Origin of the sequence: Polaromonas sp. (assembly GCF_049790275.1) — a bacterium.
Classification (GTDB): domain Bacteria; phylum Pseudomonadota; class Gammaproteobacteria; order Burkholderiales; family Burkholderiaceae_C; genus Polaromonas.
Genome location: NZ_JBAQYR010000052.1, coordinates 80,007 through 93,100, shown reverse-complemented (window position 1 = coordinate 93,100; position 13,094 = coordinate 80,007). Strand labels below are relative to the sequence as shown.

The following is a 13,094-nucleotide window of genomic DNA, read 5'->3' as shown; positions in this document are numbered from 1 at the left end:
CCCATTCGTTGACCGGCTCATTCCTTCCTTCTTTACAAGCGACACCCCATGACACAAGCCACACCCTACCAATCTTTTCCCAACAGCTTCAAACGCGACCTGCTGGCACACAAGAAACTGATCGGCTGCTGGTCCTCGCTGTCCAGCGCCATCACCACCGAGGTGCTGGGTGTGGCCGGCTTCGACTGGATCCTGCTCGACGGCGAACATTCGCCCAACGACATGGCCACCTACATCCCTCAGTTGATGGCGCTCAAGGACAGCAAAAGTGCGCCGGTGGTGCGCCCCACCAGCAACAACTCGGTCGAGCTCAAGCGCCTGCTCGATGCCGGCTTCTACAACTTCCTGATTCCTTTTGTCGAAAGCGCGGAGCAGGCAAAAAGCGCGGTGTCCGCCACGCGTTACCCGCCGCAAGGCATACGCGGCGTGTCGGTGTCGCAGCGCAGTAACCGCTACGGCACCGTGCCCGACTATTTCAAGGGCGTCAACGACCAGATCTGCGTGATGGTGCAGATCGAAAGCCGCGCCGGCGCCGCCGCCGCCCGCGAGATTGCCGCGGTCGATGGTGTGGACTGCGTTTTTGTCGGCCCGTCAGACCTGGCCGCAGGTTTCGGCCACCTGGGCAATGCCGGCCACCCGGAGGTGCAGGCAGCCATGGCGTCCATTTTTGCGGACGCCAAGGCCTGCGGCAAACCCATTGGCATCCTCGCGCCAGTGGAAGCCGACGCGCGCCGCTACATGGAAATGGGCGCCACCTTTGTCGGCGTCGGCAGCGACCTCGGCGTGTTCCGCGGCGCCACGCAGGCCCTGCGCGATAAGTACACGAGCTGATTTTTTTTGGCCTGTCATCCCGGACTTGATCCGGGATCCATGCACCCGCCTTCGAGCCGCGCGTGATGGGCCACCGCATTTTTTAACGCACACAGGAGAATTCAAATGAGCAAACTCGGTTTTATCGGTCTGGGCATCATGGGCGCACCAATGGCGGTGCATCTGATCAAGGCCGGCCACGAAGTTTTTCTTTCCACCCGCAGCAAGGTGCCGGCAGATCTGCTGACCGGCAAGGCCGTGGCCTGCAGCTCGTCGCAGGAAGTGGCGGAGAAAGCCGACATCATTTTCATGATGTTGCCCGACACCCCCGATGTGGCCAAGGTGCTGTTCGGCGAGAAGGGCGTGTCTTCCGGTCTCAGCAAGGGCAAGACGGTGGTCGACATGAGTTCCATCTCGCCGATGGACACCAAGGACTACGCCAAGAAGATCAACGCCCTGGGCTGCGATTACCTCGACGCGCCGGTTTCCGGCGGTGAAGTCGGCGCCAAGGCCGCCAGCCTGACCATCATGATCGGCGGCCCCGAAGCGGCCTTCGAGCGCGTCAAGCCGCTGTTCGAGCTGATGGGCAAAAACATCACGCTGGTCGGCGGCAACGGCGACGGCCAGACCTGCAAGGTGGCTAACCAGATCATCGTGGCGCTGAACATTGCCGCCGTGGGTGAAGCCCTGCTGTTTGCCAGCAAGGCCGGTGCCGACCCCGCCAAGGTGCGCCAGGCACTGATGGGCGGCTTTGCTTCCTCGCGCATTCTGGAAGTGCACGGCGAACGCATGATCAAGCGCACTTTCAACCCGGGTTTTCGCATCGGCCTGCACCAGAAAGACCTGAGCCTGGCCCTGGCGGGTGCCCGCACGCTCGGCGTGGCCTTGCCGCAAACCGCCGGTGCCGCCCAGCTCATGCAGGTCTGCAGCGCCAACGGCATGCAGGACCTGGACCACTCGGCGCTGGTACGTGCACTCGAGCTGATGGCCAACCACGAAGTCGCCAAGGCCTGAGCCGCGGCGCACGCTTCCCCCTTCAAACTTCAGGAGACAAGACATGACCCTCAATCGCCGCAAAGTCCTCGCATCGTCCGTGGCCCTGGGACTGGCCGCATCCGGCGTCCAGGCGCAAGCCCAGGCCTGGCCCGCCAAGCCGATCCGCCTCATCGTGCCTTACCCACCGGGCGGCTCGTCCGACATCATTGCCCGCGCCATCAGCCAGCCGCTGTCTGACGCACTCAAGCAGACGGTGATTGTTGAAAACAAGCCCGGCGCGAATGGCAATCTCGGTGCCGACTACGTGTCCAAGTCCGCCCCCGACGGCTACACCTTGCTGCTGTGCGACACCGGCGCGCTGGCCATCAGCCCGTCCGTGTACACCAAGCTCCAGTTCGACCCGAGCAAAGACTTGCGCGGCGTGACCATGCTGGCCTACTCACCGCACCTGCTGGTGGTGCACCCTTCGGTGCCCGCCAACAACCTCAAGGAACTGGTGGCGCTGTCGCAAACGAAGCAGCTCAACTTCGCCGTCACTGCCATGGGCAGCGCACCGCACCTGGCCGGCGTGGCTGTGGAACGCGCCAGCAAAGCCAAGTGGCAGTACATCCCCTACAAGGGCGGCTCGCAGGCCATCACCGACACCGTGGGCGGCCAAACCCAGGTGCTGATGAACGGCATGCTGGCCACGCTGCCTTTTGTGCAGAACGGCCAGCTCAAGATTCTTGGCGTCTCCAAGGCCACGCGCATGCCGCTGATCGGCAACGTGCCCACCTTGCAGGAGCAGGGCATCACCGGTTTCGAGTCCGGTACCTGGCAGGGCATTCTGGTGGCGAAGAACACGCCAGCGGCCGTGGTGGCGCGGCTCAACACCGAACTCATCAAGGTCATCCGCAGCCCCGAGATCCGCGCCCGGCTCAGCGGGCAGGGCGCCGAAGTGGCGACCATGTCGCCCACCGAGCAGGACAACTTCTTCGAGCAAGAGCGCAAGCGCTGGGCCGCGGTGGTGGCGCAAGCCGGCATCAAGCTGGACTGATAACCAGCTGCTGATGTCAGGAACTGGCAATGTCGGACTGAGGGAGATAGCCCATTGGCCGTATGTTTGATGAATTTGCATTTCATACGGCCAATTTGGGACGGCGGTATTCCATTTATTCGTCAAATGTTTGCAATCGACGAATAAATGGAACAACAGACGATTCCGGTGGTTTGAGCTCTGCAGCACTTTCACTGTTGAATTAATAGCTGCTCGTTCCCGTGGAATAAGGGCTAGAGGCCGATTTGGCTCTATAAAATGGGCACAACAGCTGTAAAGGCCCCGTTTGGGGCCTTTCTCTTTTCAGGCCCGGCGCCGCCTTGACGGCCAACGCTTCAATGTTCCATTTATTCGTCGAATATTTGCATTCGACGAATAAATGGAACATACTGCACGACCATGCACACCGATACCCACACCCAACGCATACTTGATCTGGCTCGCCAGAAGGGCATGCTGCGTCCTAGTGATCTGCAAGACGTCGGCGCTGCGCGCGTGGGACTGACCCGGCTCACGGCCAATGGCCAGCTTGAAAGGGTGGGCCGAGGCCTTTACCGACTGCCGGGAAGCAACGCGTCGGAGCACGAAACCCTCGTCACGATTGCTGCCAAGGTGCCACAGGCGGTGTTTTGCCTGCTCACGGCTCTGCAGTTTCATGGGCTCACCACCCAGCTGCCTCGCCAAGTGTGGATCGCCATGCCACGCGGTAGCCATGCACCCCGGATCGACTACCCGCCCGTGAATATGGTCCAGTTCACCGGCGAGGCCTATTCAGAGGGCATTGAAGTGTTTGAGCGTGACCAGGTTCCACTGCGGGTGTACGGCGTGGCAAAAACCGTGGCCGACTGCTTCAAACACCGCAACAAAATTGGTCTGGACGTGGCGCTCGAGGCACTGCGGGATGCACGGTCGCAGCAAAAAGCGTCAGCCGACGCGCTCTGGCATTTTGCAAAGATCTGCCGCGTGGCCAATGTGATGCGGCCTTACCTCGAGGCTGTCGAATGACCCAGCGCGCGAGTGAGAACCTGGCCGCATCTGTGCGTGCGCGCCTGCTGAACCGGGCAAAGGCTGAACAGTCAGATTTCAATGGCATGTTGGTGCGTTACGCACTGGAGCGTTTGCTTTACCGCTTGAGCCAGTCCAGCCACGCCGAGCGCTTTCTTCTCAAAGGCGCCATGCTGTTCGCGCTCTGGTATGACATGCCGCACCGGCCAACGCGCGACGTTGACCTGCTGGGCTTTGGTGCCAGCGATCTTGCGTCCATCACTCAAACCTTCCGCGATATCGCATCGGTTGCCGTCGAAGACGGTATCCGGTTTGACCCTGCCAGCGTCACGGCGCAGGAGATTCGAAAAGAGGCCGGTTACGCCGGTGTTCGGGTTTTCATTTCCGGCGAGCTAGCGGGCGCACGGGTGAAGACGCAGGTTGACATTGGTTTTGGTGATGCCGTGACGCCCGGACCGGTGGCCGCAACGTATCCGGTGCTGCTTGACGACTTTCCGGCCCCGATGCTGCAGACCTACCCGGTCTACACCGTCATTGCTGAAAAACTTCACGCCATCGCCTTGCTGGGTATGACCAATAGTCGGCTGAAGGACTATCTGGACCTGTCGGTGTTGATGGAGCGCGAGACGCTGGACAAGGACATTCTGACTGCGGCCATTGCTGCCACCTTCAAGCGTCGCACCATGCTGGTTCCTGTCGCACTGCCCATCGGCCTCAGCGACGAATTTGCCAACGACGCATCCCGCCAGGCGCTCTGGCGGGCCTTCCTGAACAAGAACCAGTTAAAGCCCGTGCCACTGCAAGAGCTGGTGACCTCGTTGCGAGTCAAATTACAACCTGCTTTGCGACAAGCGGCTTTGATGGTTTGAGTTTGAATGCAGGTTGTTGCTCCTGATTCAGGAGCTACTCGCGCCCGTGGAATAAGGGCTGGAGGCCGATTTGGCTCCATAAAATCGGCAAAACAGCTGCAAAGGCCCCATCCGGGGCCTTTTTCTTTTCAGGCCCTGCGCCGCCGCATCCCGTACTCCACCGCCTCAAACAGCGCTTCACTCAGCAGCGCCAGCAAGGTGGCGGGCAGGGCGCCGGCCAGCAGCAGCTGGCCATCGTTGAGCGCCAAGCCGGTGACGATGCGCTCGCCGTAGCCGCCCGCGCCTATGAAGGCGGCAATCGTCGCGGTGCCAATCGCAATCGAAGTGGCCGTGCGCACGCCGGCAACAATGGTGGGCAGTGCCAGCGGCAGCTCGATATGGCGCATGCGCTGGCCTGCCGTCATGCCCAGTGCCTGGCCGGCCACGCGCAGGCCTTGCGACACCTCGCCCAGCCCCGCCACCGTGTTGCGCATGATGGGCAGCAGCGAATAAAGCATCAACGCAATCAGCGCCGGCACCGTGCCGATCACGCCCATCAGCGAGATCAGCATCGCCAGCAGCGCCAGTGACGGCACGGTTTGCAGCAGGCCGGTGGCGCCCAGCACCACAGCGCGCAGCCGCGGGTGCGGAAACACCAGCACCGCCAGCGGAATGCCGATCAGCGCCGCCAGCCCGACTGAAATCAATGTCAGCGCCAGGTGCTGGCGTGTCAGCCGCGCCAGGTCGGGCCCGAAGAGCTTGGCCCAGAAGCCGCGCTGTGCCGGGTCAGCCGCGGCGGCGGCCGTGCCGCCTGCGGCCTTGCCGGCCAGATGGTCGCGCGCAATCACGTCAAACGCCACGCCCTGCAGTTCGGCCCGCGCGTTCATCGCAATCATCGCGTTCTCGTCGATGCTGCCTTGCAGCTTCTGCAGCGCCGCCCAGGCCTGGGGAAAGCGTGTCGGCACGTCCAACCGGTAGAGCAGCACCGAGTCATAGCGCGGAAAGTAGGCCTTGTCATCCGCCAGCACGCGCAGGCCCAGGTGTTTGATCTTGGCGTCGGTGGTGTAGATGTCGATCACGTCCACCTGCTTCTGCGCAATCGCGTCATACGCCAGGCCGTGGTCCAGCGCGGTGGGCACCTGCGTGGCGCCGTAACGCTGCGCCAAGCCGCGCCAGCCATCGGCTCGGCCAATGAATTCGTTGGACAGGCCGAGCTTGAGCTCCGCATGTTTTGCCAGGTCGCTTAGCGATTTGATGCCCAGCCGCTGCGCATTGTCTTCCCGCATGGCCAGCGCGTAGCCATCGTTAAACCCCAGCGGCACCGCCACGCCCAGGCCCAGCGGCGCCAGTGCTGTGTTCATGGCCTCCAGCGTCATCGGCGCGGGGTTTTTGAGAATCTCCAGGCTGATGGTGCCCACGTATTCGGGGTAAAGGTCAATGCTGCCCGAGCGCAGCGCCTCGTAAACAATGGCCGTGTTGCCCAGGCCCTGCAGCACCGAAGGCGGCGTGGGCGTGTGCGCCGCCGCCGTCTGCGCCAGCACCTGCGCCAGGATGTAGGACTCGGTGAAACGCTTGGAGCCTATGCGCAGCGTGTCGTTGGGTGCGTTGGCGGCAAGGGCGATGCTGCTGCCCACCAGCAGCGCGAAGGCCAGCAGCCTTCGCAGCCACGGGGCCGGTTGCGCATCGACAAAAGGGTGAAGTTGGCTCTGCATGCCCGCAGTATCGCCGCCTCTGCAGATCAATGCCAGCAGCTCCCGTGCGCTACTTATTTAATAGCTGCTCGCGCCCGACCAATAAGGGCTAGCAGCTGTTTTGACTGCAAGAATTTGCTCGCAGCGGCGTCAGTTGTGCCTCAGGCACTCTGGCCGTGCGCCGCCAGGTGGTCCGCCAGCAACTGCGCCGATGGCGACAAACCCTGCGCATCGCGGTAGCAGATGATGAAGCGGCGCTGCGCCCAGGATTCGGCCATGGGCACCATCTGCAGGCCGTAGGCTTCTGCGTAGATTTGGGCCACTTCACGCGGCACCAGGCTGATGGCCAGGCCGGCGCGCACCACGCGCAGGGCGGCTTCGAAGTTGGAGACGATCACGCGGCAGCGCATGTCGCGCCCCAGCCGTCCTGCGGCGCGCTGCAGCATCACTTGCACGGCGCTGGCCACCGGCATGCTCACGTGTTCGTAGTCCAGCGTTTCCTCGAAGCGCAGGCCTTTGCGTTTGGCCAGCGGGTGCTTGTTGGGCACCACCATGCACAGGTGGTCGCTGCGGTAGGGGCGTGACTGCAGCGTGCCCAGGTCCACCGCGTCCCAGCAGATGCCCAGTGAGGCCGTGCCGTCGCGCACGCCGCGCACCACGTCCGGGCTGACGCGTTCTTCCATGTCGACCTGGATGTTGGCGTGCGCCGGCAGTTGCAGGAAAGAGGCCACGTCATCGGCCAGCCACTCGGCCATGGCCGACGCCGAGGCGAGTATGCGCACCTGCCCGCGCACGCCGGCTGCATAGGCTTCCATGTCGCGCTCTATGCGCGCCGCGCTGGCCAGCATGGCGCGCGCGTGCTCCAGCAAGGTTTGCCCGGCGGCGGTGGGTGCCACGCCGTGGCGCTTGCGCGTGAGGATAGGTGTGCCCACGGTTTGCTCCAGCTGCGCCAGCCGCTTGCTGATGGCCGAGCCGACGATGCTGGCCTTTTCACCGGCGCGCGCGATGTTGCCGGTCTCGCAGACGATGACAAACAGGCGCAGGGTGGTGAGGTCCAGGTCGTGCAATGTGATGTTCCTTGACGGAACGATATGCGTTCCAAAATTGACAAGAAGTTTCTATCTGGAAATTTTAGACTGCACCCAAGGCCCTATGCAATGGCCCAGATGGAGACAAACCTTGCCTGAATCGACTTCCGCACGCGCCGCCTTGCCGCGCAGCGCCATCATTCGTGAAATGGGCCTGCGCGACGGCCTGCAAAGCATTGCCCACGTGATGCCCACCGCGCAAAAGCTCGAATGGCTGCGCGGTGCCCACGCGGCCGGCCAGCGCGAAATCGAGGTCGGCTCCTTTGTGCCGGCGCGCCTGCTGCCGCAGCTGGCCGACACGGCCGAGGTGGTGGCCTTTGCCAAAACCCTGCCGGGGCTGGCGGTCTCGGTGCTGGTGCCCAACCTCCGGGGCGCCGAGCGCGCCATGGATGTGGAGGCCGACCTGATGCTGGTGCCGCTGTCGGCCAGCCACGCGCACAGCCTGGCCAACCTGTGCAAGACGCCCGACGAAGTGGTGGCCGACATTGCCCGCATTCGCGCGGCGCGTGATGCCGCGGGTTCTTCCACCTTGATTGAAGTCGGCATGAGCACCGCCTTTGGCTGCACGCTGCAGGGCAGGGTGGAGCCGGCCGAAGTGCTGCGCCTGCTCAAGGCCGTGCTCGACACTGGTGTAGACCGCGTGAGCCTGGCCGATACCGTGGGGTATGCCGACCCGGCCATGGTGCAGGAGCTGTTTGCACTCACGCTGCCTGTGGCCGGCGACAAGCTCAACTGCGGGCACTTTCACGACACGCGCGGCCTGGGCCTGGCCAATGTGTATGCCGCGCTGCAAATGGGCATCACGCGTTTCGACGCCTGCCTGGGCGGCATAGGCGGCTGCCCGCACGCGCCCGGCGCCAGCGGCAACGTGGCCACCGAAGACCTGGCCTGGATGCTGGCCAGCATGGGCATCAACACCGGGCAGGACTTCGACCAGCTGATCGCGCTGCGCAAAAAACTCGCCGGCTGGCTCAGCACGGAAACCCTGCACGGCACGCTGTGGCGCGCCGGTTTGCCCAAGACGATGAAGACTGCAGACGCTGCAGTCGCCGCGGCCTGAATTCAGAAGACATGAGTTCCGGATCAAGCCCGGGATGACACCCCAAACCCCCAACCGGATCCCTGATGACAAGCACTGCCAGCACCGTACCGCAACCCCTCACCGGCCTGCGCGTCATCGAGTTCACCCACATGGTCATGGGGCCGACCTGCGGCATGGTGCTGGCCGACATGGGGGCCGAGGTCATCAAGATCGAACCCATCGATGGCGACCGCACGCGCCGCCTGCTGGGCGCCGGCGCCGGCTTTTTCCCCATGTTCAACCGCAACAAGAAAAGCATAGGCATCGACCTGCACAGTGCAGCCGGCGCCGCGCTGGCGCGCAAGCTCTGCGCCACGGCCGACGTGGTGGCCGAAAACTTCAAGCCCGGCACCATGGCCAAGTACGGCCTGGACTACGCCGCGCTGAGCCAGGTGAACCCGCGCCTGATCTACGTCAGCCACAAGGGCTTTTTGCCCGGCCCCTACGACCACCGCACCGCACTCGACGAAGTGGTGCAGATGATGGGCGGCCTGGCCTACATGACGGGACGGCCCGGCGACCCGCTGCGCGCAGGCACCAGCGTCAACGACATCATGGGCGGCCTCTTCGGCGCCATTGGTGCGCTGGGTGCGCTCATACAGCGCGGCATCACCGGCAAGGGCATGGAGGTGCAGTCGGCGCTGTACGAGAACAATGTTTTCCTCATGGGCCAGCACATGCTGCAGTTCGCCATGACGGGCAAACACCCCGCGCCCATGCCTGCACGCGACAACCCCTGGGCCGTGTACGACGTGTTCACCGTGAAAGACGGCGAGCAGATCTTCCTGGCCGCGGTGAGCGACGCGCAGTGGCTGACCTTCTGCGACGCGCTCGGTTTTGCCGACCTGAAGGCCGAGCCCGAGCTCGCCACCAACAACCTGCGCGTGGCCCAGCGCCCGCGGCTGCTCAAAACCATTGCAGAGCGCATTGCGCAGCGCTCTGCCGCCGAGCTGTCGGCCCTCATGGAAAAAGCCGGCCTGCCGTTTGCGCCCATCCGCAAACCCGAAGACCTGCTGGACGACGAACACCTGCTGGCTACCGGCGGCCTGGTCGATGTGCGCCTGCCCGACGGCCCCAAGGCCGGCGAGAGCGTCAAGACCACGCTGTTCCCCATCACTATGGGCGGCGGGCGCCTGGGTGTGCGCCTGCACCCGCCACGCCTGGGCGAACACACGCGCGAGTTGCTGGAAGGCCTGGGCCTGGCTGGCGCTGAAATTGACGAGCTGAGGGCGCAGGCTGTGGTGGCCTGAGCCGTCGTTCAAGAGTGAGACCGTGAGAGAGTGAATTGCAAAACCAAAGAAGGAGACAAATGATGATGATGAAAACCGCAGAACAACACATGCTGTCACGCCGCCATGCCCTGGCTGCGCTGGGCGGCCTGGGCCTGGGCGCCGCCGGTTTGTCGATGGGTGGCGCGGCGCATGCCCAGTCCGACAAGGTGGTGCGTTTCATCCTGCCCATCAGCGCGGGCTCGGGTGTGGACACCATTGTTCGTGCCTCCAGCGCGGCCGTGTCCAAAGCGCTGGGCCAGACGGTCGTCATTGAAAACCAGCCCGGCGCCGGCGGCCTGGTGGGCACCTCGGCCATGATCAAGTCGCCACCCGACGGCCAGACGCTGAGCGTGGTGTCGAACAACCACGTCATCTACCCCGCGGTGCTGAAGTCCGTGCCGTTCGATCCCGTCAACGACATCACCCCGATTGCCGTGATAGGCGCCACGCCCCTGGTGCTGGTGGTCAACCCCAGGCTGCCGGTGAAAGACCTCAAGGAGTTCATTGCCCTGCTCAAGTCCAGCCCGGGCAAGTACAACTATGCGTCGTCGGGCAACGGCACCATCCTGCATCTGGCGGCCGAGATCTTCAAGGATTTGTCGCGAACGTTCTCCACACACATTCCCTACCGCGGCTTCGGCCCGATGATGCAGGACATCGTCGGCGGCCAGGTCGACTGGGGTGTGGGCGCGCTGCCCGCGGTGGCGGGCCAGGTGAAGACGGGCAACCTGCGCGCCCTGTGTGTGGCGTCGCTGGCGCGCAGCCCGGCCGCGCCCGACATTCCCACATCGGCCGAGGCCGGCTTGCCCTTCTATGTGGTGGAAGGCTGGTTTGCAGCCGTGGGCCCCAAAGGCATGAGCGCAGAGAACGTCAGCCGCATCCACGCCGCTTTCTCCACGGCGTTTGCCACGCCCGAAGTCAAGGAGGCCATGGCCAAGCAGGGCAACATCATCAAGGTGGCCACGCCGGAAGCGTCGAAAGAGTTCTTCGCCAGTGAGCTCAAGCGTTACGCCAGGGTGGTCAAGAGTGCGGGCGTGATGCCGCAGTAGGCTGCGGGCCTTCCTGAGCCTGAAGGCTCAGGCCGTGCGGATCACCGAGATGTGCTCCGTCCCGCTCTCCGGCAGCCACACCTCGCCGGCGCGGCCCAGAATCTGCCGCACATTCGTGCTTTCGCGTGGCATCGGGTAACGCTCGAACTTTTCGGTGCGCGCATCGAAGCTGAGGACGGCGTTGCTGCCCCATTCGGCCAGCCACACCGTGTCGCGCTCATCCACATACACCGCGTAGGCTTTGGGGCTGTCGCCGGGCAGCTTCCAGGTGCGCCAGGTCTTGGCCTGCGGGTCGTGCATGGAAACATTGCCGCTGTTCCACTCGCTCACCCAGATGCGGCCCTTGCTGTCGCTCCACACGCGGCGCGCGCCCTGCTTGGGCGTGGGCGGCTCCACCACGGTGGATTCACCGGTGCGCCTGTCGATGTGTGCAATGAACGAGCCCGCCAGCGAACACCACCACACCTCGCCGGCCGGCGTGGTGCAAATGCCGTAAGGCCCGCGGCCGCGCGGCGCCTGCTTCACGGAAACCTCGCCCGTCTTCACCGCCACCTTGCCCACGTAGCCGCTCTGGCCGGTAAACCACAAATCGCCCGCGCCGTCGAAGGCGCAGGTGTTGAGGTTGGCGTAAGGCGTGCCCGCGGGCAGGGGGAAGGCCTGCACCTTCTGGTCGGGCCAGCTCACGCGCACGATGGCGTTCTGCCCGCCGTCAGTCACCCATGCCGCCTTGTCCGGCCCCTGAATCACGCCATGCGGCGAAGAGCCCGAGCCGAGGGCAATCAACTCCGTGCGGCCGGTCTTGGGCTCAAACCAGCCCAGGTGGCCGGTGGCCTGCGCCGTGAACCACACGCCGCCATCCGGCGCAGGCGCCAAGTCATGAATGCCGGTGCGCCGCGAGGTGGCCAGCTTCCACGACTGCATCTTGCCCGGCTGCGCCAGCGCGGGAGAGGTGAGGGTGCCGGTAAGCGCCGTTGCGCCCAGGGCGCCGAGCATGTTGCGTCGGTTAAGTAAAACCATGGGAACCTCCTGTGGGGTGGGAGCTTTGTTATTCTTATACAAAGTGGAAGGGCGTGCCTGACAGATGCAATGGAAATGACCACCGTAGTCAACGCGGTCGGCAACATAGGGATAACGCACCATTGGCTCAAGGAACAAAATCGATCCTATGAAAAACACTCGTGTCATGCAGATTCTTGGTTACGGTCCGCCCAGCGTCCTTGTGCCTGGTCATATGGCTATGCCCGCACTCGCACCCGGTGAAGTGCGTATCCAGACCATCGCGGCCGCTGTCAATCACACAGACTTGAAAATTCGGGCAGGACTCTGGCCGATAAGAAAGGTGCATCCGTTTCCCTATGTTCCCGGCGTTGAGGTTGTCGGCCGGATAAGCGACATCGGGTCGTCGGTTTCTAACTGGTCTGTAGGCCAAACCGTCATTACCCTGATGCAGGGCCTGGGTGGCGTCAGCGCGAAACGTCCAGGAGGCTATGCGAATTTTGTGACTGTCGATGCCGACGCGCTCGCGCTGGTCCCGGACACGGTTGATCCGTTGGCGATGGCTTCGTTGGGCCTTGGCGCGGTCACCGCATTCGAAGGAATCCGGCGCATGGGACCTGTGGACGGCCGCCGGGTACTTGTCACGGGCGCCGCGGGTGGCGTGGGCTCTGCCGCAGTATCCATTGCAAGGGCTCTGGGCGCATCGGTGACGGGCGTTGTGGCGCGACCTGCGCAAGCGCAGTATGTACGCGACCTCGGAGCGGATGAGGTGATCGTGCTCGAGCGCGACAGCCCACCTTCGCTGGCCGCCGCCAGTGTTGACGCTGTGCTGGACTGCGTTGGGGGACCGCTGTTCAACGCGTGTGTCCAGGCACTGCGCGAGCGCGGGACGCTGGTATTGGTCGGTGCGGTCGGTGGTGGTGATGTCTCGCTTGACGCCTGGCAACTGATTCGGCCGGTGACCTTGACTGGCTATTCCACTGAAACGCTTGAAGGAAAAGATCTTCGAGTGGCAATGGCGCGAATTTCAGATTGGCTGCGTACGCAGTCGATCCGCGTTCCTGATTACCAGGTGTTTCCAATGCAGAGCGCCGCAGAAGCGCATCTGCTGCTGGAGCGTGGGGGCATAAGCGGACGAGTGCTGTTGGTGCCCTAAGCTGCCAGCCAGAAATACTCGGATATCACCACCCCAGACCGAGGCGGGTGAGGGCGGTGATCTGCTC

The 13,094-nt window shown here is 63.8% G+C and carries 12 protein-coding genes; 9 read left to right on the top strand and 3 right to left on the bottom strand.

Annotation, left to right across the window (positions count from 1 at the left end):
• The first annotated feature begins 48 nt into the window (after positions 1-48).
• The 5 genes from garL (at position 49) to WA904_RS07175 (ending at position 4,716) form a co-directional block, all read left to right on the top strand.
• Positions 49-831, top strand: coding sequence for a 2-dehydro-3-deoxyglucarate aldolase (garL, locus tag WA904_RS07195; protein ID WP_425196440.1), 783 nt, complete (start codon positions 49-51; stop codon positions 829-831).
• A gap of 99 nt (positions 832-930) precedes the next feature.
• Positions 931-1,824 carry a 2-hydroxy-3-oxopropionate reductase gene (gene glxR / locus WA904_RS07190; RefSeq protein ID WP_425196491.1) on the top strand — a complete coding sequence of 298 codons (894 nt, stop codon included), beginning with the start codon at positions 931-933 and terminating at the stop codon, positions 1,822-1,824.
• A gap of 43 nt (positions 1,825-1,867) precedes the next feature.
• The gene (locus WA904_RS07185; protein ID WP_425196439.1) at positions 1,868-2,842 is read left to right on the top strand and encodes a Bug family tripartite tricarboxylate transporter substrate binding protein; all 975 of its coding nucleotides are present in this window, start codon (positions 1,868-1,870) and stop codon (positions 2,840-2,842) included.
• 399 nt (positions 2,843-3,241) lie between these two features.
• The gene (locus tag WA904_RS07180; RefSeq protein ID WP_425196438.1) at positions 3,242-3,847 is read left to right on the top strand and encodes a type IV toxin-antitoxin system AbiEi family antitoxin domain-containing protein; all 606 of its coding nucleotides are present in this window, start codon (positions 3,242-3,244) and stop codon (positions 3,845-3,847) included.
• A complete protein-coding gene (locus WA904_RS07175; RefSeq protein WP_425196437.1) occupies positions 3,844-4,716 on the top strand; it encodes a nucleotidyl transferase AbiEii/AbiGii toxin family protein in 873 nt (290 codons plus the stop codon). The genes WA904_RS07180 and WA904_RS07175 overlap by 4 nt, the downstream gene beginning before the upstream one ends.
• Before the next feature lie 128 nt (positions 4,717-4,844).
• Here WA904_RS07175 and WA904_RS07170 read toward each other — a convergent pair whose 3' ends face one another.
• Positions 4,845-6,407 carry a glycine betaine ABC transporter substrate-binding protein gene (locus WA904_RS07170; protein ID WP_425196436.1) on the bottom strand — a complete coding sequence of 521 codons (1,563 nt, stop codon included), beginning with the start codon at positions 6,405-6,407 and terminating at the stop codon, positions 4,845-4,847.
• A gap of 140 nt (positions 6,408-6,547) precedes the next feature.
• Positions 6,548-7,453, bottom strand: coding sequence for a LysR family transcriptional regulator (locus tag WA904_RS07165; RefSeq protein ID WP_425196435.1), 906 nt, complete (start codon positions 7,451-7,453; stop codon positions 6,548-6,550).
• 85 nt (positions 7,454-7,538) lie between these two features.
• Here WA904_RS07165 and WA904_RS07160 point away from each other — a divergent pair, with 85 nt between their 5' ends.
• From WA904_RS07160 to WA904_RS07150, 3 genes are all read left to right on the top strand, one after another.
• Positions 7,539-8,534, top strand: coding sequence for a hydroxymethylglutaryl-CoA lyase (locus WA904_RS07160; RefSeq protein WP_425196434.1), 996 nt, complete (start codon positions 7,539-7,541; stop codon positions 8,532-8,534).
• A gap of 65 nt (positions 8,535-8,599) precedes the next feature.
• Complete coding sequence (locus WA904_RS07155) at positions 8,600-9,805, top strand: CaiB/BaiF CoA transferase family protein (RefSeq protein ID WP_425196433.1); 1,206 nt, start codon at positions 8,600-8,602, stop codon at positions 9,803-9,805.
• A gap of 65 nt (positions 9,806-9,870) precedes the next feature.
• A complete protein-coding gene (locus WA904_RS07150) occupies positions 9,871-10,875 on the top strand; it encodes a Bug family tripartite tricarboxylate transporter substrate binding protein (RefSeq protein WP_425196490.1) in 1,005 nt (334 codons plus the stop codon).
• Positions 10,876-10,902: 27 nt separating this feature from the next.
• Here WA904_RS07150 and WA904_RS07145 read toward each other — a convergent pair whose 3' ends face one another.
• On the bottom strand, positions 10,903-11,892 hold the full coding sequence (locus WA904_RS07145) for a virginiamycin B lyase family protein (protein ID WP_425196432.1): 990 nt from the start codon (positions 11,890-11,892) through the stop codon (positions 10,903-10,905).
• A gap of 148 nt (positions 11,893-12,040) precedes the next feature.
• Between WA904_RS07145 and WA904_RS07140 the strand changes: the two genes are divergently transcribed.
• The gene (locus WA904_RS07140) at positions 12,041-13,027 is read left to right on the top strand and encodes a quinone oxidoreductase family protein (protein ID WP_425196431.1); all 987 of its coding nucleotides are present in this window, start codon (positions 12,041-12,043) and stop codon (positions 13,025-13,027) included.
• Positions 13,028-13,094: the final 67 nt, after the last annotated feature.

Excerpts from the sequence above, each read along its gene's own strand:
- WA904_RS07170 (WP_425196436.1), bottom strand. The coding sequence starts at position 6,407 with ATGCAGAGCCAACTTCACCCTTTTGTCGATGCGCAACCGGCCCCGTGG.
- WA904_RS07180 (WP_425196438.1), top strand. The coding sequence starts at position 3,242 with ATGCACACCGATACCCACACCCAACGCATACTTGATCTGGCTCGCCAG.
- WA904_RS07140 (WP_425196431.1), top strand. The coding sequence starts at position 12,041 with ATGAAAAACACTCGTGTCATGCAGATTCTTGGTTACGGTCCGCCCAGC.
- WA904_RS07160 (WP_425196434.1), top strand. The coding sequence starts at position 7,539 with ATGCAATGGCCCAGATGGAGACAAACCTTGCCTGAATCGACTTCCGCA.
- garL (WP_425196440.1), top strand. The coding sequence starts at position 49 with ATGACACAAGCCACACCCTACCAATCTTTTCCCAACAGCTTCAAACGC.
- WA904_RS07175 (WP_425196437.1), top strand. The coding sequence starts at position 3,844 with ATGACCCAGCGCGCGAGTGAGAACCTGGCCGCATCTGTGCGTGCGCGC.
- WA904_RS07185 (WP_425196439.1), top strand. The coding sequence starts at position 1,868 with ATGACCCTCAATCGCCGCAAAGTCCTCGCATCGTCCGTGGCCCTGGGA.
- WA904_RS07155 (WP_425196433.1), top strand. The coding sequence starts at position 8,600 with ATGACAAGCACTGCCAGCACCGTACCGCAACCCCTCACCGGCCTGCGC.
- WA904_RS07150 (WP_425196490.1), top strand. The coding sequence starts at position 9,871 with ATGATGAAAACCGCAGAACAACACATGCTGTCACGCCGCCATGCCCTG.
- WA904_RS07145 (WP_425196432.1), bottom strand. The coding sequence starts at position 11,892 with ATGGTTTTACTTAACCGACGCAACATGCTCGGCGCCCTGGGCGCAACG.